Genomic DNA, 21066 nt, shown 5'->3' with positions numbered 1-21066 from the left:
GAAACCCAATATGGCGTTAAGACATCTTACAGATCAAATTCTAGAAAATCATGATATCACGCCACAAATTGCAATGGAGACAATGAGTGTTGATAATGCATTAAGATTAGTAAATGAAGGATTAGGTATGACTTATGTTCCTGAGAGTGTTAAAAATAGTATGTCTCAGTTTAAAGGACATTTTATCAAACTCGATGCTTCTAAATATGCTAATCACGCTGTGTTAGCTTATAAATATGATAAACTCAATCATTTGTCCAAAGGTGCATATGCATTTTTAGAAATGGCAAAGTCGATTTATAGGAAGTAAAAATAGTAGCCTGAGACATCAATTACGTGTCTCAGGCTACTATCAGTATGATAAAACTTTTATTCGTAGTGTGGCGTTGAGTGGTGAGTTGTTAATTTTTTGATAAGGAAATCAGCAATTAACATTAAACTAAACATGATAATTAAGCTCATAGTGACATCACTCGTAAAGTGAGCGCCAATTCTTATTCTACTAAGAGCCATCAATACACTATAGATTAATCCTATAATAAACATCCACTGTCTCGTTGATAGTTTTTTAAAGTAAAATGCAAAGAACATGAAGAAAGCGCCGTTTCCAGTATGTCCAGAAGGGAAGGAACTATGCCCTGTATTACCATTAATTGTTAGCCAATTGGTAAAATGACCTGCTTTATCTTCAATTTCATATGGTCTGACACGACCCCAAAGTTCTTTCATATTGTCAACGAGTTCTAATCCGATGAGTAATATCATAAAGCTAATCATAGAGACTTTGAATAGTCTTTCTAATTCTGACATATCTATACGTTTTAGCCAAAATTGATAACAAATGAATGCTATAACGATTAAGATAATAAATGAAATTAAGAAACTCAATCCAATAGATAAAGCTTCACCAGTGTTTCCTTCGTTATTTGCCATGCCCATAGGTTTATGCTTTTTAATGTTTTCTGATGTAGACATCATGTATTGTACAGTTTCAGATACCAATGCATTAGTCTTAATTAATGTATAAACAAAAGATACTATCAAAATGATAGTTTGAGCCAATCTACTCTTAAATGTCTTAAACACATAATAGTTAAAAATAATCATAGATATTATTAGTACAATTGTGGGTGGGAAGAGTCCGTAATTTTGGAAAATAGTGACGAATAACGAGTTTTGATCCATTAAATGTTTAGAAATCGATTGATCTAAAAACGTTGCAACACATAAAACAATAATAAGAACACCTAATGTAGCTGAAGCAAGTTTTTTTGAAATAACCATATGATCCTCCTAGATGTTATGTATTTGTAAAGCGAGATTACAAGCGACGTATCTATACTAAGTTTTCTATAAGTATATTTATGTCTTGTTAAAGGGTAGTAATTATTTTTTAAGTCATTGTTTTGTGAATATTAAGATTATGTAAATGGAAAGTTTTAAATAAAGTAATGTATCTATGGAAATTTTTTGAGTATATATGAGTGTTCATTTGTGCAAATCTATAATTAATTTTATCTTATAAGTGTAATATGAAAAATATTTATCTATAAAAGTAAGCGTTTGCACTATGAATTTAGATTGATTTATTTTAAAATGAGCATATATACAAACATAAGGAGATGAATTGAATGTCAGTATTAGATAAATTTAAATTAGAAAATAAAGTTGCGATTGTAACAGGTGGTGCATCTGGTTTAGGTAAAGCCATGGGGAAAGCATTAGCTGAAGCGGGTGCCAATCTTGTGATTGCTGATATGAATTTAGAAGTTGGTCAACAAACAGCTAAAGAATTCGAAGAAGAGACAGGCAACAAAGCAATTGCATGTGAAGTAGATGTTACAAATATTGATCAAGTTAACGCTATGGTAAAAGAAACAATGGATACATTCGGTCATATCGATATTTTATTTAACAATGCAGGTATTAATGAGCATGTTAACTTTGAAGATATGCCGTATGAACGTTGGAAAAAAACGATGGATGTTAACTTAAATAGTATGGTATTAGTAACGAACGCAGTAGGAGAAGTATTCCGTAAACAACAAAGCGGTGTGATCGTAAATACATCTTCAATGTCAGGTGTTATTGTTAACACACCACAACCACAAGCTGCATATAATACATCAAAAGCAGCTGTTATCATGTTAACTAAAAGTTTAGCTAACGAATGGGCTAAACATAATATCCGTGTCAACACTATTGCACCAGGATACATGAAAACAGAATTAACAAAAGATTATTTCGCTAAAGGCGGCGACATGATTGATACTTGGATGAACATGACACCAATGAATCGTCCAGGTGTTCCTGAAGAATTACAAGGTGCTGCACTTTACTTAGCTTCAGATGCATCATCATTCGTTACAGGATCAGTCATTACTGTTGATGGTGGTTATACTGCATTATAATAATGAAGATTTATAAAGCTAGCTCATTTTTGAGTTAGCTTTTTTATTATTTATAGGTCTATGTACCTGTTTAATAATCAGAAAATTAGAACTTTAATATATCGGTTGTAAATTTGAAAAAGCATGTTATTATATTACTTAGATATCTAACTAAATGAGGTGAAGCGATGGAATTAACGTATCAATTTTTATTAAGAAGCTTAGCGCACCAAATGAAAAACTATGCAGATCGAAGGTTAGATGATTTTGGAATTACTCAAGAACAGAGCCATACATTAGGTTACATTTATCGGCATCAAGATAAGGGTATATCTCAAAAAGATTTGATGCATTTTTTTGATAGAAAAGGATCTACAGTTAGTAACATACTAAAAAATTTGGAGACACAGGGATTAGTTTTTCGTAAAGTAAACCCACAAGATACACGTAGTAAAATATTAAAACTAACAGATGAAGGTGTGTCGTTAGTTGAATCATTTACAAAAGTGTTTGATGAAATTGAAGAACGAATGTTATTAAATTTTTCAGATGAAGAAAAAATAAGATTAAAAGAAAATTTGGAACAGATGATGAAAAACTTAGAATAATACGTGGTTATTGCTAATAATAATAACCACATTATTTTTTGATATATATTTAGATATCTAACTATTAGCCATCTAACGAAAAAGGGAGTAAGAATAATGAAAGACGAACAATTGTATTTTTTTGAAAAAGCACCTATCTTTAAAGCGATGATGCATTTCTCATTGCCAATGATGATAGGGACTTTATTAAGTGTTATTTATGGGATTTTAAATGTATATTTCATAGGATTTTTAGATGATAGTCATATGATTTCAGCTATCTCATTAACATTGCCAATCTTTGCAGCTTTAATGGGGTTTGGTAATTTATTTGGAGTTGGTGGTGGAACATATATTTCACGACTACTGGGTGCTAAAGATTATAGTAAAAGTAAATACGTAAGTAGTTTCTCAATATATGGTGGATTATTATTTGGTATAATTATTGCATTAATTACAATACCGTTTACAGATCAAATTGCACAAATATTAGGTGCACATGGTGAAACAATACATTTCACAAGTGAATATTTAAGAATTATGTTCTTAAGTGCGCCATTTGTTATTTTGTTCTTTATTTTAGAACAATTTGCGCGTGCGGTAGGCGCACCATTTGTATCTATGGCCGGTATGTTAGCAAGTGTTGTATTAAATATGATTCTAGATCCAATATTAATTTTTGGATTTGATTTGAATGTAGTTGGAGCAGCTTTAGGAACAGCTATTTCAAACTTAGCGGCTGCGATCTTCTTTATCATTTATTTTGTGAAAAAAATTGATTCATTATCATTAAATATTAAATTTGCTAAACCTAAAAAAGATATGATGGCAGAAATTTTCAAAATAGGTATTCCTGCTTTCTTAATGGTAGTACTTATGGGAGTAACTGGACTAGTATTGAACTTATTCTTAGCTCATTATGGTAACTATGCGATTGCAAGTTATGGTATTCAATTTAGATTAGTACAATTCCCAGAATTAATTATTATGGGATTAAGTGAAGGGGTTGTACCATTAATTGCTTATAACTTTGTTGCTAATCAATCAAGAATGAAAGATACAATTAAAGCAGTTATAATATCTATCTTTGCAATCTTTGCAGTAAGTATGGTAATTGTGTTCATCTTTGGACACCAAATTATTCAGTTATTTAGTACAGATCCGCATATTGTTAGCCTAGCAACATTTATGCTACAAGTTACAATGACATCATTACTATTAAATGGTATCGGATTCTTATTTACTGGTATGCTACAAGCAACTGGTCAAGGACGTGGTGCAACGATAATGGCTATTTTACAAGGCACAATCATTATTCCAGTTTTATTCGTTATGAATAGTTTGTTTGGTTTAACAGGCGTAGTATGGTCATTATTAATTGCTGAGACATTATGTGCTTTAGCAGCAATGTTAATCGTTTATTTATTAAGAAATAAACTAACTGTTGATAAAGAAGCATTATTAGAAGAATAATCATTAGCATTCAATTGGAGGTTGAGACATAAAATTATTGTGATTTGGGAAACCGATTAACGGTGTCCCCAAAGCATGATTAATCGCTTTGTCTCGACCTTTTTTGTCTAATTCGTGAACAATTTTTAATATTATTGTGAATGATACTGGTAATCGTTATGATGTAATGTGGAAAGAAAGTTGAAGTAATAAAGATAGGGGGATTCGATGGTACATATTCAAAGGTACCCAAAAATCGTTATTGCTTTAATAATGATTTGTTTTCTTTCGTTGATGCCATCACTGATGAATGAAGCTTCAGCTCATGCAACTTTGGAAAAGACGAATCCTAAACAAGATGGCGTTGTAAAACACATGCCTAATGAGATTGAATTAGAGTTTAATGAACCTGTTAACTCTAAGTATTCCAATATCACATTATACAATGATAAAGGAAAAGAATTAGGTAAAGTGAAACCATCGACGTCTGGATGGTCTAAAACGTTAGCATTTTCAACTGACAAAGTCGGCAAAGGTACACATACAATTAAATGGCAAGCTATTTCGGCCGATGGACATGAAGTTGGAGACCAATTTGAATTTTCAGTTGGTAAAGTTACTGCGAAAGATATAGATACATCTAATGCCTTTTATGAAGAACCAAGTTTCTGGTTTGGTGTTATGCGATATATTGCGGAAGGCGCTACGATTATATTAGTTGGTTTCTTTTGGTTGAATCGTATAGCCCAACGAAAGCAATTGAAGTCGTTTGATCTATTTCCAAAACAGTTTGGTATTGCATTGATGTTGATGATGTCATATGTAATGGCATTATTGCTTTACATGATGACATTAACTTCTGACGTAGTAGATGATATTTTGTCGCTTGATATTGATGTTTTGATGCAATTTCCATTTATTTTAAGCTCAATTGCAATGATATTATTATATGCGTTAATCGTAATTAGAAATATGGATCGCATATGGTATGTACTTGTTTCAATTGTAATGGTTTTAACAATAGCGATGTCAGGTCATGCGTGGTCACAAACATTTCCGATTTGGTCCATTGTGATTAGGACGATACATATATCAGGCATGACACTATGGATCGGTGCACTTGTATATCTCGTATGGTATGCAATGATTAAGAAATCATTAGATCAAGTGAAGACAGTTCGCTCAATGCTATTTAAAGTAAATGTGATTGCGGTTACGATGATTATCGTTTCAGGTGTATTAATGGCAATTGATGAAACCAATATTTTGGCGATTTGGTCAAATATGCAAACATGGACTACACTAATGTTAGTTAAAATCATAGGTACGATACTTATGATGGGATTAGGATTTTATCAAACTTCAAAATCACTTGGTAAACGTCAACAAGTCAATCGCATAACATTGATTACAGAATTGGTAATGGGAGTCATACTTATTTTTATAGGTGTGATGATGAGTCAAATTAATATTCCAGGATAAGGAGCAAAATGATGTTTAAAAAATTAATATCGATGAGTTTTATTTTATTTATTGCATTAGGACTATTTAAAGTTGCCGATGCACATGTCACATTAAATCCTAATGAGAGCGAGCCCAAATCATATGATAAATATGATGTACGTGTTCCAGTAGAACAAAATGACAACACAATAAAAGTAGAGTTAACAGTACCAAAAGGTGTGAATCTTGAAAATGTAGCACCAGTTGACGGTTTTAAGCATTCTTTCGAAAAAGATAAAAAAGGGAACATCACAAAAGTAACATGGAAGGCCACTGGTAAAGGTATCGGTCCAAATGAATTTATAGAATTTCCAATTGTAGCGGCTAATCCTGATAAAGAAGGTAGTTTCAAATGGAAAGCCGTTCAAACGTATGATAACGGTGACGTCATAAAATGGAACGGAAAAGAAGATAGTGAACATCCTGCACCAATTACAACTGTGAAAAAAGGTGCTAATCCAAATGGCTCACATAGTGATCAATCATCAACTACAAGTGGTAGTACAATTGCACTATGGATAGTATCTATTGTCGCAATTTTACTTTCACTAATTGCAATTTTTAAGAAAGCACGTAAATAATCATTTGAATTAGAGATAGAGTTATATAACGCTTGAAGCATTGCTATTTTGAATAGCGACATCATACAACGTTATGGCTCTGTCTCTTTTTATATAACTCAATTTTTAAAATAGTAATGATGTTGTTGTATTGTCACTTTCATAATGATAAATATGTTCTATAATATAGAGGTGAGGGAGGAAACATCATGCGTAGATTATTATACTCATTTTTAATTTATATGATTATTGGATTATTTAGTGGTTTTTATTATAGAGAATTGACGAAAATGCACGATTTTACGGGTGATACACAATTATCATTAGTTCATACACATACATTAATTTTAGGTATGTTCATGTTTTTATTATTACTACCTTTAGAAAAAGTTTTTAAATTAAGTAGCTATTATTTATTTAATTGGTTTTTCGTGATTTATCATATTGGTTTATTAGTTACAATTGGTATGATGACAGTCAAAGGTACATATCAAGTTATAGGTAAAACTGTTCCAGCATCTTTCCCTGGTTTTGCAGGTATGGGACATACGGCTATGTTAGCCGCATTATTAATACTGTTTTTCTTATTAAGACAGGCGATCATCAAAGAACCAAGAGATTAAAACGAAGAGTCTAAGATATAAATGCCAAAAATAATAGCACAAAGATGATTTGAAATTTTAAATCATCTTTGTGCTTTAGTTATATTCAATACTTCGTATTGACTGACTTCGCTTTCCTAGGGTGCCGTCTCAGCCACGGCCTTCGACTGGCACTGCTCCCTCAGGAGTCTCGTCACCAATACTCCGTATTAACGTGTAATTTTACTTTGGAAAATAAGGAACTTTAATATAATTTAATAAATGCCACTAAACTAAATTAACGAGGTGCCTTATGTATAAAGTTTATAACATGACTCAACTTACACTACCAATTTTCTAAGGTCGAAAAATAGAAAACTTGTTTAATGATATCATTAGAATGATTTGGTTATCACAAAATTAAACACCCTCATATAAAACTATTAATCGTTTTAGAGTAAACCCCAAAACAGATGCATTAATTGAATCTTTATTTGTCCAGTTTCATAGTCAATGTCTCAAGCAGTTTTTTGTGAAGTGATTTGCTTCATAAGTCAAATATCGTATAGTATAATGAAAAAGTATTAAATGATAATAATTTTCAGTTAAAGTATAAATATATGTTTTTTACAGTGTTATTATAGGGGGAAGCAAAATGGAAGACGTTACAATTATAGGTGGCGGGCCAGCAGGTTTATTTGCAAGCTTTTACTCAGGTCTAAGAGGGATGTCTGTGAGAATCATAGACGTTCAAGATAAATTGGGTGGAAAGATGCAAGTTTATCCAGAAAAAATTATATGGGATATAGGTGGCGTAGCACCTAAACCTTGTTACCAAGTAATTGAAGATATGATTCAACAAGGGTTACACTTTAATCCTAAAGTGAATTTAAATGAACGTGTCATAGATATAAGAAAAATAGATGAAAGACACTTTGAAGTTGAAACTGAAAAAGGCCATATCTTCCATTCTAAATCGGTTATTTTTGCAATCGGTGGTGGGATTATAAATCCTAAACCATTAAATATCAAAGGGGCTGAAAGATATCAACTGACGAACTTGCATTATGTCGTGCAATCATTTGGTAGATTTAAGGGGAAAGATGTACTTATTTCTGGTGGCGGCAATACTGCGTTAGATTGGGCGCGTGATATTGCTCAAATTGCGAACAGTGTGACAGTTATATTTAGAAAACCAGAAGTGTCTGGATATGAAGCAATGACTAAAGTTCTAGAAGATTTAAATGTAACATTGATACCACATACACAAATTAGTGAACTCATAGGTAACGAAGAAGATACTTATATTCACCAAGTTAAATTAGAAAACATAGAGACAGGAGAAATGACTATAGCGTCATTTGATGACGTCATCATTAGCCATGGCTTTGATCATGAAAATCCGCTATTAAAGGATTGTACATCACAATTTGAATTATATGATGAATATCGAGTTAAAGGTTTTGGAAATACAACTACTAATATTCCAGGTATCTTTGCATGTGGTGATATTGTACATCATGAAGCAAAAGTTCACTTGATTGCGAGTGCCTTTAGTGATGCAGGTAACGCAGCTAACCTTGCTAAAACGTATATTCAACCTGATGCTCCAACAGAAGGCTATGTGTCAAGTCATAATGATATCTTCAAAGAGTCTAATAAAGAAATTATAAACCAATATTTATTTTAAAAAGAAAAATTTGGAGGAGTCATAATGGTAGTTATCAAACATATAGCGCCGTCCGTAGAAGATTATTTAAAATTAAGATTAGATGCGGGACTAAGTGCAAAGTCCACTGAAGCGGCTAAAAGAGGATTGCCTAATGCTTGTTTTAATGTCACTTTATATTATGAGTCGTCATTAATAGGTATGGGTAGAATCGTTGGAGATGAGGGAACAGCACTTCAAATTGTCGATATTGCTGTTCATCCAGATTATCAAGGACAAGGATATGGTCGTACAATTATGGAACACATTATGCAATACGTTCATGAAAATGCGGTAAAAGGTACTTATGTGAGTTTAATGGCTGATTATCCCGCAGATAAATTGTATGAAAAATTTGGTTTTCAATCTACAGAGCCACATTCAATGGGGATGTATATTTTATTTTAAACATATTCAAAAGGAGTCCTCGACAATGTAACGAGGACGCCTTTTTGTTGTAAGCTCTTATGTTATTTAACACCAAAGTCGACAACGATTCGACCCATGTGCTGATGATTCATTACACGATCAATACCATTTGGTAAGTCATCAAATGCAATGACTTCTTTAATATCATGTAATTGTTTTGGTTTTAAATCTTTGGCAAGACGACGCCAGACGAGTTTGCGTAGTTTAATTGGAGTGAAGACAGAATCAACGCCTAATATACTGATTCCTCTTAAAATAAGTGGAAAGACAGAACTTTCGAATTGAGTGCCACCAGTCATTCCAATAACGGCTATACTGCCATTATTATCAAGCTTATTGACGATATTAGCTAAACTTTCGCCGCCAACTGGATCTATAGCAGCCTGCCAAGTTCTTGAACCTAATGCTTTACCATCATATTCAGGTAAGCGATCAATAACATCCTTAGCGCCTAATGTTTTCAATTTGTCAGTTGCATCTTTACGCCCAGTACTAGCAACAACGTCATAACCTAATTTATCTAACATAAGGACTGATAGCATACCAACGCCACCAGAAGCGCCTCTAACTAATACATTATCCTTTTCTATTGTTAATCCTTCTGTTTCTAATCGCTCAATAGCTAAACCAGCTGTGTAACCAGCAGTACCATAAATCATAGCTTCTTCTAAAGTTAAATCTTCGGGTAGATCGATAATCCATTCGCTATTCACACGAGCATATTCACTGAAACCACCAAATTGACTCACGCCCAAATCATAGCTTGTTACAATGACTTTATCTCCTACATAGTGACCTGGTGCATTAGATTCTACAATTTCACCTGATAAATCTATTCCTGGTACCATAGGATATTGTTTAACAATTGCATTACGATCTTGTGTAGCTAATGCATCTTTATAGTTAATACTTGAGTAATGTACTTTAATAAGGACATCACCTTCAGGTAAATCATTTATTGTAAGTTGCTTAAAATCTGCAGAGACCTTTCCTTCAGTATCTCTATCTACGACATAAGCTTTAAATTCTTCTGCCAAAACATGTTCACTCCTTCAATATTATTGACCTTCATTATAATTTGTTCATTTACTTATTAAAATGATTTCTACTTTCCTTATTTATATTTAGCAAAATAATGCCATGGTTATTTTAATATAAAACGAAGTGAAATTGCATAAAGTTTTAGAAATTAAAATGTTAAAAAATCTGTCTCATAAAAATTGAAAAGAATTGTTGTTGACACATTTAAAATGGACACATATAATTATTTTGATAATGATTATCAATTGATATTACATAGATAAAAATATTCTGTATATATAGCGCGACAAATCAACGTGAAAAATTTTGAAGAGGTGTAGGAATGAAGAAATTACCAGTAATTTTATTAACGTCGTCATTACTTTTAGCAGCATGTGGTAACAATAGTGATGGCGGTAAAGATAATGCTAATAAGAGTAGTAATAATAGTGAAAACAAAGCTGAATTAAAAGAAGCTACTAAAAAATATGAAAAATATACTGATAAACAATTAGATGAATTCTTAAAAGGGACTCAACAGTTTGTCGATGCAATCGACAATAATGATATGGATAAAGCAAAAGAATTGTATCCTAAAGTACGTATGTACTACGAACGTTCAGAACCTGTTGCAGAAGCATTTGGTGATTTAGATCCAAAAATTGATGCACGTTTGGCAGATATGAAAGAAGAAAAGAAAGAAAAAGAATGGTCAGGTTATCACAAAATAGAGAAACAATTATTTCAGGATAACACTATAGACGATACAACAAAGAAAGATGCTCAACAATTATTAAAAGATGCTAAAGAGCTACATGCTAAGGCTGAAACTTTAGATATTACACCTAAGTTAATGTTACAGGGGTCAGTAGATTTATTAAACGAAGTATCAACGTCTAAAATTACTGGTGAAGAAGAAATTTATTCTCACACAGATTTATATGACTTCAAAGCTAATATCGAAGGTGCACAAAAGATTTATGAATTATTCAAACCAACATTAGAGAAAAAAGATAAAAAATTAAGTGCTGATATTCAAAAGAACTTTGATAATGTGAATGAATTACTTGATAAATATAAAGACGGAGACGGATACAAATCTTATAATGATGTAACTAAGAAAGATAGAAAAGCACTTTCAGATGCAGTGAATTCTTTAGGAGAACCACTAAGTAAGATGGCTGTGGTTACAGAATGAGTAAAGTAGATAATCAATCATCGTCTTCTGTTTCAAGACGCTCATTTTTAAAAATGATGGGTATTGGTGGAGCTGGCGTAGTCATTGGTGCAAGTGGAGCAGGTAGTGTATTTTCATTTAAGTCAATGTTTGATACGCCAGAAGATGAAGAAAAAGATGCATATGAATTTTATGGCAAAGTACAAGCAGGCATTACAACACCAACACAGAAAACATGTAATGTCGTATCGTTAGAACTTAAATCTAAAGATAAAAGTGCCATTAAGGATATGTTTAAGCAATGGACTAAAATGGCAGCAAATATGACTGACGGCGATGCGGTAGAAAAGAATAGTAAGAATCCTTTGTTACCACCCGTTGATACTGGCGAAGCTATCGGTTTAGGCGCTAGTAAATTAACACTCACATTTGGTGTGAGTAAATCATTTATGAAAAAGTTAGGCCTTTCCGACAAAATCCGAAAAGACTATAAAGATTTACCACATTTTCCAAATGATCAAATAGACGAAGACTATAGTGATGGTGACATCATGATTCAAGCTTGTTCTAATGATGAGCAAGTAACATTTCATGCTGTACATAACTTAATTCGTCCGTTTAGAGATTTAGTCAAAGTAAAATGGTCACAAAACGGATTTGTATCAGTCAAAGGTAAAGAAACACCAAGAAATCTAATGGCGTTTAAGGATGGTACAGTTAATCCGCGTAAAACGAATGAATACAAAGATTATGTCTTTATTAATAACGGTTGGGCTAAAAATGGCACATATTGTATCATTCGACGTATTCAAATTCACATCGAAACATGGGATCGTACTGCATTAGAAGAACAAGAAGCTACTTTCGGTAGAAAAAGAAGTTCAGGTGCACCGTTAACAGGTAAAAAAGAATTTGATGAGTTGGATTTAAAAGCTAAAGATAGTAGAGGAGAATATGTCATTCCAGAAGACGCCCATGCACGATTGGCAAGAGAAGCGAAAACTTCAATTAAAAGACGTGCGTATAATTATACTGCAGGTACTAACGAAAAAACTGGCAATTTAGAAACAGGATTATTATTTATTAGTTTCCAAAAATCACCACAACAATTTATTGATATACAGAATCATCTAGGTCATAAAGACAAATTGAATGAATATATTACGCATAGAGGTACTGCTACATTTATCGTATTGCCAGGCGTACAAAAGGGAGGCTACCTAGGTGAAACACTATTTAATTAAAATAGTAGTGATATTAATGATTGGGCTATCTATTTTTAGATTTACACCTGCACACGCCGAATCAGCCTCAATGAGCGAAACATATGTTGCGATTACTGATGCGAAATCGACAATTGCAGATAAAGATAAAAGCCAATCTGATAAAGCTAAAGCATTAAAAGACGTTAAAAAAGAAATTAAAGCGTTAAAGATTAATAATGATAGCAAAGAAGGCAAACAAGTTAATAGCAAGTTGAAAGAAGTAGAACATGCTTCATCAGACGATGCTAAAGCGGACAAACTTGGTGAACTGACTAAAGCGCTTATTGCTTATGAAAACCAACAATCTTCTAAAGACGCTTCAGGAAAGATTAAAGAGTTACAACAAGCAGTTGATGCTAAAGACGCACCAATGAAAAAAGCCATCAAAGATAAAAATCATACAGAACTACAATCATTAAATAATGATTTAAATTCGATATGGACAAGTAATGAAACAGTCATTCGAAATTATGATGATGGTAAATATGGCCAAATTGAAGTTAATTTAATGCAATTAAGAGTTGCCATTCAAAAAGAGCCACTAGATACTGACAAAGTTAAATCAGCATGGTCAACGTTTAAGAACAGTATTGATACCGTTGATCAAAAGCAATCTGATTCAGACTCAGATAAGTATAAAGTTACTCAACTCAATGAAGAATTAGATAAAGCGATTGCTGGTATCAATGACAATGATTTAGATAAAGCAGATGCATCATTATCGCAATTTGTTAAAATCTGGCCATATGTCGAAGGTAAAATTCAAACTAAAAATAGTAGTTTATATACTAAAATAGAAGATAAAATTCCTTACTACCAAAGTATTTTAGATCAATCTAATAAAGACCGTGTGAAAAAAGGGTTACAAGAATTAAATTCAGAAATCAAAGATACGGTCGGACAAGGTGAGTATTCATTTGTAGATGTAATGATTATTTTCCTACGTGAAGGTATCGAGGTCTTATTAATTATCATGACCTTAACAACGATGACACGTAAAGTTAAGGATGTTAAAGGAACGTCTAGTGTAGTAGGCGGTGCCTTATTAGGTCTTATTTTAAGTATTGGACTAGGTATTACCTTTATCTATACGATTGGTAATAATGGCGTCGTAAGAGAAGGTATGGAAGCTATTTTAGGTATCGTAGCAGTGGTATTAATGTATGTTGTTGGTATTTGGATGCATCGAAGATCAAATGCTCAACGTTGGAATGAAATGATCCAGAGCATGTATAACAATGCGATGAGTAATGGTAATTTAATATTACTAGGTACAATTGGATTAATTTCTGTATTACGTGAAGGTGTCGAAGTCATTATCTTCTATATGGGGATGATTGGTAGCATTACTACTAAAGATTTCATTCTTGGTATAGGATTAGCCATCATCATATTAATTATCTTCGCATTTGCATTTAGATTTATTGTGAAACTTATTCCTGTACGATTCATATTTAGAGTACTGTCTATCTTAATATTTGTCATGACATTTAAAATGTTAGGTGTAAGTATTCAAAAATTACAATTGTTAGGCTATATGTCTCAGCATAGTATTGAAGGATTACCAACATTGAGTTGGCTTGGTTTCTATCCAAGTTTTGAAACCATTATTGCTCAAGTCATATTAATCATACTTATTCTTATATTCGTTTTAAACAATCGTAAGAAATAAATAAACATCTCGAATGAAGATATTAGACTTCGTTCGAGATGTTTTGCTGTTTATATGTGATTTTGGCGATGAGCATACTAAATTCAAATAAAAGAATTAAAGGTAACGTTAATAATAAATTAAGTACTAAATCAGGTGGTGCAATGATACTAGCAACTACAAAACATGCAAAATAAATATATTTACGATAAGTACCTAATTGGCGCGGATCAATTAAACCAAAATGCGCTAATCCTAAAAATAGTACTGGAATTTGGAATAAAAAACCAAAAACCAATAGCCATCTTATGAGTTCTCCTAAATATGCTTTTAAACCTATGATTGGTTCGATACTAAGGGCATCTGATAAGTTAATTGAAAAATTAATAATCAGTGGAAAACCAATAAAAAAGGCAAATATAACGCCAAGAATAAAAAGAACTGCACAAAAGATACTATATTTATAGATGAATTTGCGTTCATGTTGATGTAAGCCTGGTGCGATAAATGCCCATAATTGATAGAAAATCATTGGTGCAATAATGCAAAGGGCAACCGTAAATATAATCATAATATAAATTTGTATGGTTTCAGTAAACGAGAATGTGTGCAATGTCACATCAGAACGTTTTACATAATGTAAAAAAGGTTTAACCCACCAATGTGATGATAGGTAAGTTATCACTGTTGCGATAATAAAGGCAATCAGAGTATGTACTAATCGTTGTCGTAATTCAGTAAAATGGTCTAATAATGTCGAGTTATTTTGATTGTTCACGTTGTGATTTTGATGCTTTACTGGGTGTGTCTGTAGAATCGTCGTCCATGTGTTCAGCAGCGGATTTAAATTCTTTTAATGTTGATCCAATAGCACGTCCAAATTGTGGTAACTTCGTAGGTCCAAAAATGATTAAGGCAATAATACTAATGATGACAAGACTTGTAGGTCCAGTAATTCCTAATACAAACAAATTTTCCATTTAATTCCATCCTTTATGAGTGTGATTGATTAATTATAACTTTATACTTATTGATAAAGATTATCAATAAGTATTTTACTTTTTAAAAGATTTTTTATAAAACTAAATACCGTTAGAATCAAAACGAGATGCTTGAAGTCCAAAGTGATTGCTTTAATTATGAAAATAATTAATAATAGATGAATTTTTTTAAGAAATAAGATAAAGTATTGTTAATCTACACGATTAAAGGGGGATTTATGTAATCATGAAACAAATAAGGGAAGTAAGTATTGAAGAAGTTGAAACATTACAAAAGTTAGCGATAGATACGTTTTATGAAACATTTGGACCATTCTATACAGATGAAAATTTACAAAAGTACTTTGATAGTGCGTTTAATATTGAGACTTTAAAAAAAGAATTACAAGAACCGTTATCATTTTATTATTTTTTTACTGAAGATGACGACATTGTTGGATACACAAAATTTAATGTTGATGATGCACAAACTGAACCACATGGCCCCGATTATTTAGAAGTTCAACGTATTTATTTTTATCAATCACATCAAGGTGGAGGCAGAGGCAAAAAATTTATAGACCTTGCTGTTGAGAAAGCAAAAGCATATAAAAAATCCAAAATTTGGTTAGGCGTTTGGGAAAATAATCCTCAAGCCATTAAGTTTTATGAATCACGAGGTTTTGTTGAAACAGGACACCACGAATTTATTACAGGAGATGTTGTGGATAGAGATATTATCATGGAAAAGGAATTATAATTATGTATATATCTATGATTTGATTTGAAATCACATATTGAATTATTCGCATATCAGTACAAAGTCAGATATAATGATGACGTTAATTTTTTAATTATGATTAAAATAATTAGATAAATATAAAAAGATTTAACGTTGGAAAGGACGTATTAGATGCATTCATTGACGATTATTGTCACTTACTATAATTCAGAGGAGTATATTCAAAGTTGTATAGAAAGTATTAAGCAACAACGTACTCAAGATTTTGAAGTTATCATAGTTAACGATGGTTCCACAGATCAAACAGAGGCATTGATGAAAGAATCACTTAAAGATTATGATAAAAAAGTTAATTACATTAAATTAGAAGAAAATCAAGGTCATGCACACGCACGAAATGTTGCAATGAAGGAAGTAGAAACTCCTTATTTCATGTTCTTAGATGCAGATGATGAATTAGCTTCTTATGCAATTACTTTTTACTTAGATAAGTTTAATTATACAGATGGGTTAATTGCACCTGTGCATTCATTTATGCTTAAAAAGCCACAATATGTTGACTTAGACAAAGTAAAAGTTAACTATTTTGATGGTAAACGTAATATTAATTCATTTTTAAGAAAGCAAACAGCATGTAACATTATTTTTAGAACGGCTATCGTCAGAGCACATGATTTAAAGTTTAATGAAGATTTAAATGTGTATACAGACTGGTCATTCGTTATTGAGTATTCAAAATATGTTAATAAATTTATGAGAATTACGAATTTCTCATTCTATTATCGTGGAGAAGTATATGATCCATTTGATGGTAAGACATTAAGTGAACAAGACTTTGACATCTTATTCGAAGATTATGTCAAAATGTTCTATGATGCAATGGCACGTGTCACTCATAAAGAGACTAAATCATTTATTATTAATAAATTAGAACAGCAAATTGCGAGAGATTTTGATCCTACACATCATGATATTAAGAAACGATATGCTGCACACAAAGAAACACTTGTTGAACTTGCACGTTATTTAAATGTGAACTTGATTAAACATCAACATCTTATTAACAAAATTGAAACGATTCTATTAATGAACGAAGATACAGAAAAAGCATTTCAAGTGAATCAATTTAGAAAGACATTAAGACATGTTAAAAATATTGTTTTACGTAATAAGAATAAAAATCGCTCTATTTATGAATTAACAGATAAAGAAGACAATGTTAAGCCAGAAACGATTGTATTTGAATCATTCAGTGGTAAAAACTATAGCGATAGTCCTAAATATATTTATGAATATATGCAAAAATATTATCCGAATTATCGTTATGTTTGGTCATTTAAAAATCCTAAAAATCACGTAGTTCCAGGTAATGCGGAAACAGTTAAACGAAATTCAGAAGCCTATTATAAAGCATATTCTGAAGCGAGTCATTGGGTTTCAAATGCGAGATTACCATTATATTTAAATAAGAAAGAAAATCAAACTTACATTCAAACTTGGCACGGCACACCATTGAAACGCTTAGCTAATGATATGAAAGTGGTTCGTATGCCAGGTACGACGACACCTAAATATAAACGAAACTTTAATCGTGAAACATCAAGATGGGACTATTTAATTTCTCCAAACAGATATTCTACTGAAATTTTCAAAAGTGCATTTTGGATGGATGAACCTAGAATGTTAGAAATTGGTTATCCTAGAAATGATATTTTAGTAAATAGAGCAAACGATGAAGATTTTAAAAATGAAATTAAGAAGAACTTAAATATTCCTGAAGATAAAAAAGTCATTATGTATGCGCCAACTTGGAGAGATGACGAGTTTGTAAGTAAAGGCAAGTATTTATTTGAACTGAAAATCGATCTAGATAATTTATATCAAGAATTAGGCGATGACTATGTTATCCTTTTACGTATGCATTATTTAATTTCAAATGCGATTGATTTAACAGGATTTGAAAACTTTGCTGTGGATGTTTCTAATTATAACGATGTATCTGAGTTATTCTTAGTGAGTGATTGTCTCATTACAGATTACTCTTCAGTTATGTTTGATTACGGTATTTTAAAACGCCCTCAATTCTTCTTTGCATATGATATTGATAAATATGACAAAGGCTTACGAGGCTTCTATATGGATTATAAAAAAGATTTACCAGGTCCTATTTTTACAGAACCTTATGAATTAGCAAAACAACTTAAAGATTTAGATAAGGTGCAACATGACTATCAAGATAAAATTGATGCATTTTATCATCGATTCTGTTCAGTTGATAAAGGCACAGCATCTCAATATATTGGAGATTTAATTCATAAAGATATTGAAGGTTAATCTTTATTAAAATAATACGAAAAATTAATAAAATTAGGGTATAATATTTATAAGTAATTAAATATTATGCCCTTTTTATGTTTTTAATTATCAATGTAACTGCGTTGATAGTAGGGTGAAGATGTTTGAATGGTTAATCAAAATACTATAGGAGGTTTTATTAATGAAGAAATTGTATACGAGTTTGTTAGCTTTATCCTTAATTTTAGGCGCAGCAGCATGTTCTAATGATGATAGTAGTAAAGACAAAGATAAAAATGATAACGTAGCTTCAAACGATAGCAATTCAACAAGTAGTAACCAAGATAGTGATCATAACCAACAAGCGTCATCCAATAATAATGGAAGTAGTTCAGATCAACAAGCACAAAATACGAATGGAAATAATAATGGTGCTACAAACAATAATCAGCAACCAAGTAATACTAATAATAATCAAGGTACACCAAACCAAGGCTCATCAAACCAAGATACACAACAACCTACACAAGGTAATAACGGTTATGTAGCACCTTATCATGGTACTAATGCAGTTAATGTAGCAAGAAGCTTAACAAGAGATAATGTGAATCAATCAGAAGCCTTAAAACAATTACCAAACTTCCAAACTGCCTTAGATATTGCTAAACAAGAAGCTAATTTATATGGTAATCATAATAAAACGTATAATGATTACGGCATTGAAGGTAACAATGGTAATTACAGTTATGTATTTAGTTTTAAAGATCCACAACAAAATGGTGTTTATTCTATTGTTACAGTGAATAGTCAAGGTCAACCTGTTGTTGTTGATCCAGCTTATGGAAAATAGATTAAAATCTGAATTTATATAGTAAGAAAAAAGCGTATCACAAACTCTCACCATTTGTGGTACGCCTTTTTATAAAAAACAATTTTATTTTAGTTCATCTTGAATGAGTTGAGTTAAGTATTGTAATGATTGGTTATCCTTATTGATGTATGGATTATGATTTTTAGGAATCATATCATTGATTAAATCACGTGTTAACAAATCAGCATCTGTGTACCAGACATTAGATAAACTTTTGATAACGTCTATATAAACACCACGTTCTTCGACATATTTTGTGTGATTCGGTGTGTATAAACAAACACGTTTATCTATCGTTAAAGCATCAAAAATAATTGAAGAATAATCTGTTAAAACGACATCAGAAATAAGCAATAGGTCCTGTGTTTCAATACCTTTTTGAGGTAAAATCACGCCATCAGGTAGCTGAGCTACGCGGTCACTTTCAACGTGTCCTTTGAATATGACATTATATTTAGCTAATAATTGTTCTGAGATTGGTAACAATTCATCATCATGATGATCTGAAACCCATGTCGGTGCATATAATAGCACAGGTTTATTTGAGTCGCATCTTAATTCACGTTTAAGTTGTTCATAAAATGAAGACTCATTCAGTTTATTCAACAAATATTGCACTCTTGGATAGCCAATAGGTAACACGTGTGTATGATGTGTTGGGAAAGCTGAATGAAACATATCCATAGCTAGTTTAGAGTCACATACTAAATAATCTTGTTTAGCTAATTTATTATATTTACGGGCTCTGTAATTATAAATATTTAAGTTTTGATTTGGTTCACGACTATCTAAAAATAACTTTTTAATTGGTGTCCCATGCCAAAGCTGAATAATAGTACCATTAGGTTTGATGGCATCTGGCATATAGCTTTCAGTAACCACAACTTTAGCTGTTTCAATCATGGCTTGTGTTTCTGGATTATCAGGCGATATAAAATGTGGTCCTTGTCTATCATTTGTGACAAAATAAGTTTCAATCGTTGGATTACGTTTTACAAAGTAGCTAAATAAATATTTAGAATTGCCACGATAACCATAATCAAATCCGATAAAGACAACATGGTCTTTCAGTACCGATGTGTCTTTATCATATATATAACTTATTTCTCTATGTTTTTTTAAAGAATGATTTTTAAATGGTTTAAACATCCATTTGGGCAATTTGAATTTAGTGCTTAATAACACTGAATCTGAATATCTTAAGTCACTATGGTCATCAAAAGTGAATTTAGGAAATGGTACTTTTTGACGATGTTCATAAGCTATCGTATTTAAATAGAATTGATTGATTTTACTTATATTATCTTTATCAATAGATGACCAAAGTGCAGTACTTGTATGCATAGGTGCTTTGAAATCATAGACGACATGTCCATCGACAGCTAGTTGTCCTTTTAAAATAGTAACTAAAGCTAAATCAAATATTGTTTCAATATTGAATTTTTCTAGGTGAGATAAGGCTGATTTAATTTCAAAAATCACGTTTGGATAATGATTAATATTTTTCACCCAGTCAATAAAATCGATGGTTTCAAGTCCAAAATAACGACAATCATTTAGATATGATTTGTCGATTGTATAATCAACAATGATTGAAGTGCTTTTTAACTCTACAGATTCGAGCATCTTTTGATGGATCATCATATCATTCGAATAAGGGGCAAAATGAGTATAACCTTCATCCAAAGCTTTTATAAGTTGAATATCTATATTTTCTATATTAGTAATATTAATTTGCTTTATCATATCGTTGACCTCTTTAAGACTAAATTTATTCTTTCTATTTTATCATGTGAGTCGTATGAATACATCACAAGGCACTTATTTTTGATTAAGTAACCGTTTTCGCATTTAT

At 31.6% G+C, this 21066-nt stretch carries 20 protein-coding genes and 1 pseudogene; 16 read left to right on the top strand and 5 right to left on the bottom strand.

The genetic code is table 11. The annotated features are described in order from the left end of the window. Window positions 1-10 precede the first annotated feature (10 nt). Window positions 11-310, top strand: coding sequence for a LysR family transcriptional regulator substrate-binding protein (locus ACJQQZ_RS07445; RefSeq protein WP_408023107.1), 300 nt, complete (start codon window positions 11-13; stop codon window positions 308-310). A gap of 59 nt (window positions 311-369) precedes the next feature. On the opposite strand, the gene ACJQQZ_RS07440 is transcribed toward ACJQQZ_RS07445, so the two are convergent. Further along, entirely contained in the window at window positions 370-1284 is a 915-nt protein-coding gene (locus tag ACJQQZ_RS07440; protein ID WP_145505568.1) for a phosphatase PAP2 family protein, read from the bottom strand. A gap of 347 nt (window positions 1285-1631) precedes the next feature. On the opposite strand from ACJQQZ_RS07440, the gene ACJQQZ_RS07435 reads away from it, so the two are divergent. The 9 genes and pseudogenes from ACJQQZ_RS07435 to ACJQQZ_RS07395 all read left to right on the top strand — a co-directional run bounded on the left by ACJQQZ_RS07435 (window position 1632) and on the right by ACJQQZ_RS07395 (window position 9189). Next, window positions 1632-2411 (top strand): SDR family NAD(P)-dependent oxidoreductase, encoded by a 780-nt coding sequence (locus ACJQQZ_RS07435; protein WP_002452429.1) that lies wholly within the window; start codon window positions 1632-1634, stop codon window positions 2409-2411. Between the two features lie 167 nt (window positions 2412-2578). After that, window positions 2579-2998, top strand: coding sequence for a MarR family winged helix-turn-helix transcriptional regulator (locus tag ACJQQZ_RS07430; protein ID WP_002452428.1), 420 nt, complete (start codon window positions 2579-2581; stop codon window positions 2996-2998). A gap of 96 nt (window positions 2999-3094) precedes the next feature. Beyond that, window positions 3095-4450 (top strand): MATE family efflux transporter, encoded by a 1356-nt coding sequence (locus tag ACJQQZ_RS07425; RefSeq protein ID WP_049424218.1) that lies wholly within the window; start codon window positions 3095-3097, stop codon window positions 4448-4450. A gap of 207 nt (window positions 4451-4657) precedes the next feature. Further along, on the top strand, window positions 4658-5911 hold the full coding sequence (locus tag ACJQQZ_RS07420) for a copper resistance CopC/CopD family protein (protein WP_145505565.1): 1254 nt from the start codon (window positions 4658-4660) through the stop codon (window positions 5909-5911). 11 nt (window positions 5912-5922) lie between these two features. Next, entirely contained in the window at window positions 5923-6513 is a 591-nt protein-coding gene (locus ACJQQZ_RS07415) for a YcnI family protein (RefSeq protein WP_145505562.1), read from the top strand. A 188-nt stretch (window positions 6514-6701) separates the two neighbouring features. Further along, on the top strand, window positions 6702-7115 hold the full coding sequence (locus ACJQQZ_RS07410; RefSeq protein WP_002452423.1) for a DUF2871 domain-containing protein: 414 nt from the start codon (window positions 6702-6704) through the stop codon (window positions 7113-7115). 319 nt (window positions 7116-7434) lie between these two features. Next, window positions 7435-7599: pseudogene (locus ACJQQZ_RS07405) on the top strand (IS5/IS1182 family transposase); the annotation flags it as partial. 129 nt (window positions 7600-7728) lie between these two features. Continuing rightward, a complete protein-coding gene (locus tag ACJQQZ_RS07400) occupies window positions 7729-8763 on the top strand; it encodes an NAD(P)/FAD-dependent oxidoreductase (RefSeq protein ID WP_002452422.1) in 1035 nt (344 codons plus the stop codon). Between the two features lie 24 nt (window positions 8764-8787). Next, complete coding sequence (locus ACJQQZ_RS07395) at window positions 8788-9189, top strand: GNAT family N-acetyltransferase (RefSeq protein WP_002452421.1); 402 nt, start codon at window positions 8788-8790, stop codon at window positions 9187-9189. Window positions 9190-9251: 62 nt separating this feature from the next. On the opposite strand, the gene ACJQQZ_RS07390 is transcribed toward ACJQQZ_RS07395, so the two are convergent. Then, on the bottom strand, window positions 9252-10247 hold the full coding sequence (locus ACJQQZ_RS07390; RefSeq protein ID WP_002452420.1) for an acrylyl-CoA reductase family protein: 996 nt from the start codon (window positions 10245-10247) through the stop codon (window positions 9252-9254). A gap of 326 nt (window positions 10248-10573) precedes the next feature. Here ACJQQZ_RS07390 and efeO point away from each other — a divergent pair, with 326 nt between their 5' ends. From efeO to ACJQQZ_RS07375, 3 genes are read left to right on the top strand one after another with little or no spacing between them, the layout of a single operon-like run. Then, entirely contained in the window at window positions 10574-11428 is an 855-nt protein-coding gene (gene efeO, locus ACJQQZ_RS07385; RefSeq protein WP_145505559.1) for an iron uptake system protein EfeO, read from the top strand. After that, window positions 11425-12651 (top strand): iron uptake transporter deferrochelatase/peroxidase subunit, encoded by a 1227-nt coding sequence (efeB, locus tag ACJQQZ_RS07380; RefSeq protein WP_145505556.1) that lies wholly within the window; start codon window positions 11425-11427, stop codon window positions 12649-12651. Before efeO ends, efeB begins: the two co-directional genes overlap by 4 nt. After that, window positions 12632-14344 (top strand): FTR1 family protein, encoded by a 1713-nt coding sequence (locus tag ACJQQZ_RS07375; RefSeq protein ID WP_408023106.1) that lies wholly within the window; start codon window positions 12632-12634, stop codon window positions 14342-14344. Before efeB ends, ACJQQZ_RS07375 begins: the two co-directional genes overlap by 20 nt. A gap of 22 nt (window positions 14345-14366) precedes the next feature. Here the strand turns inward: ACJQQZ_RS07375 and tatC are convergent, their stop codons facing one another. Further along, window positions 14367-15101: a twin-arginine translocase subunit TatC gene (tatC, locus tag ACJQQZ_RS07370; protein WP_002452416.1), complete on the bottom strand. Its 735-nt coding sequence runs from the start codon at window positions 15099-15101 to the stop codon at window positions 14367-14369. Then, window positions 15085-15303, bottom strand: coding sequence for a twin-arginine translocase TatA/TatE family subunit (gene tatA / locus ACJQQZ_RS07365; protein ID WP_002452415.1), 219 nt, complete (start codon window positions 15301-15303; stop codon window positions 15085-15087). The genes tatC and tatA overlap by 17 nt, the downstream gene beginning before the upstream one ends. Before the next feature lie 247 nt (window positions 15304-15550). Between tatA and ACJQQZ_RS07360 the strand changes: the two genes are divergently transcribed. The 3 genes from ACJQQZ_RS07360 to ACJQQZ_RS07350 all read left to right on the top strand — a co-directional run bounded on the left by ACJQQZ_RS07360 (window position 15551) and on the right by ACJQQZ_RS07350 (window position 19190). Beyond that, a complete protein-coding gene (locus ACJQQZ_RS07360; protein WP_002452414.1) occupies window positions 15551-16063 on the top strand; it encodes a GNAT family N-acetyltransferase in 513 nt (170 codons plus the stop codon). A gap of 153 nt (window positions 16064-16216) precedes the next feature. Then, entirely contained in the window at window positions 16217-18379 is a 2163-nt protein-coding gene (locus tag ACJQQZ_RS07355) for a bifunctional glycosyltransferase/CDP-glycerol:glycerophosphate glycerophosphotransferase (RefSeq protein WP_145505550.1), read from the top strand. Between the two features lie 163 nt (window positions 18380-18542). After that, on the top strand, window positions 18543-19190 hold the full coding sequence (locus ACJQQZ_RS07350; protein WP_145505547.1) for a TpgX protein: 648 nt from the start codon (window positions 18543-18545) through the stop codon (window positions 19188-19190). An 84-nt stretch (window positions 19191-19274) separates the two neighbouring features. Here the strand turns inward: ACJQQZ_RS07350 and ACJQQZ_RS07345 are convergent, their stop codons facing one another. After that, on the bottom strand, window positions 19275-20957 hold the full coding sequence (locus tag ACJQQZ_RS07345; protein WP_002452411.1) for a CDP-glycerol glycerophosphotransferase family protein: 1683 nt from the start codon (window positions 20955-20957) through the stop codon (window positions 19275-19277). Window positions 20958-21066: the final 109 nt, after the last annotated feature.

It is taken from the genome of Staphylococcus sp. KUGN1 (assembly GCF_045984185.1).
Taxonomy (GTDB): Bacteria; Bacillota; Bacilli; order Staphylococcales; family Staphylococcaceae; genus Staphylococcus; species Staphylococcus warneri_A.
Note: the sequence above shows the minus strand (reverse complement) of the source record. Positions and strands in the feature narration are given on the sequence as shown.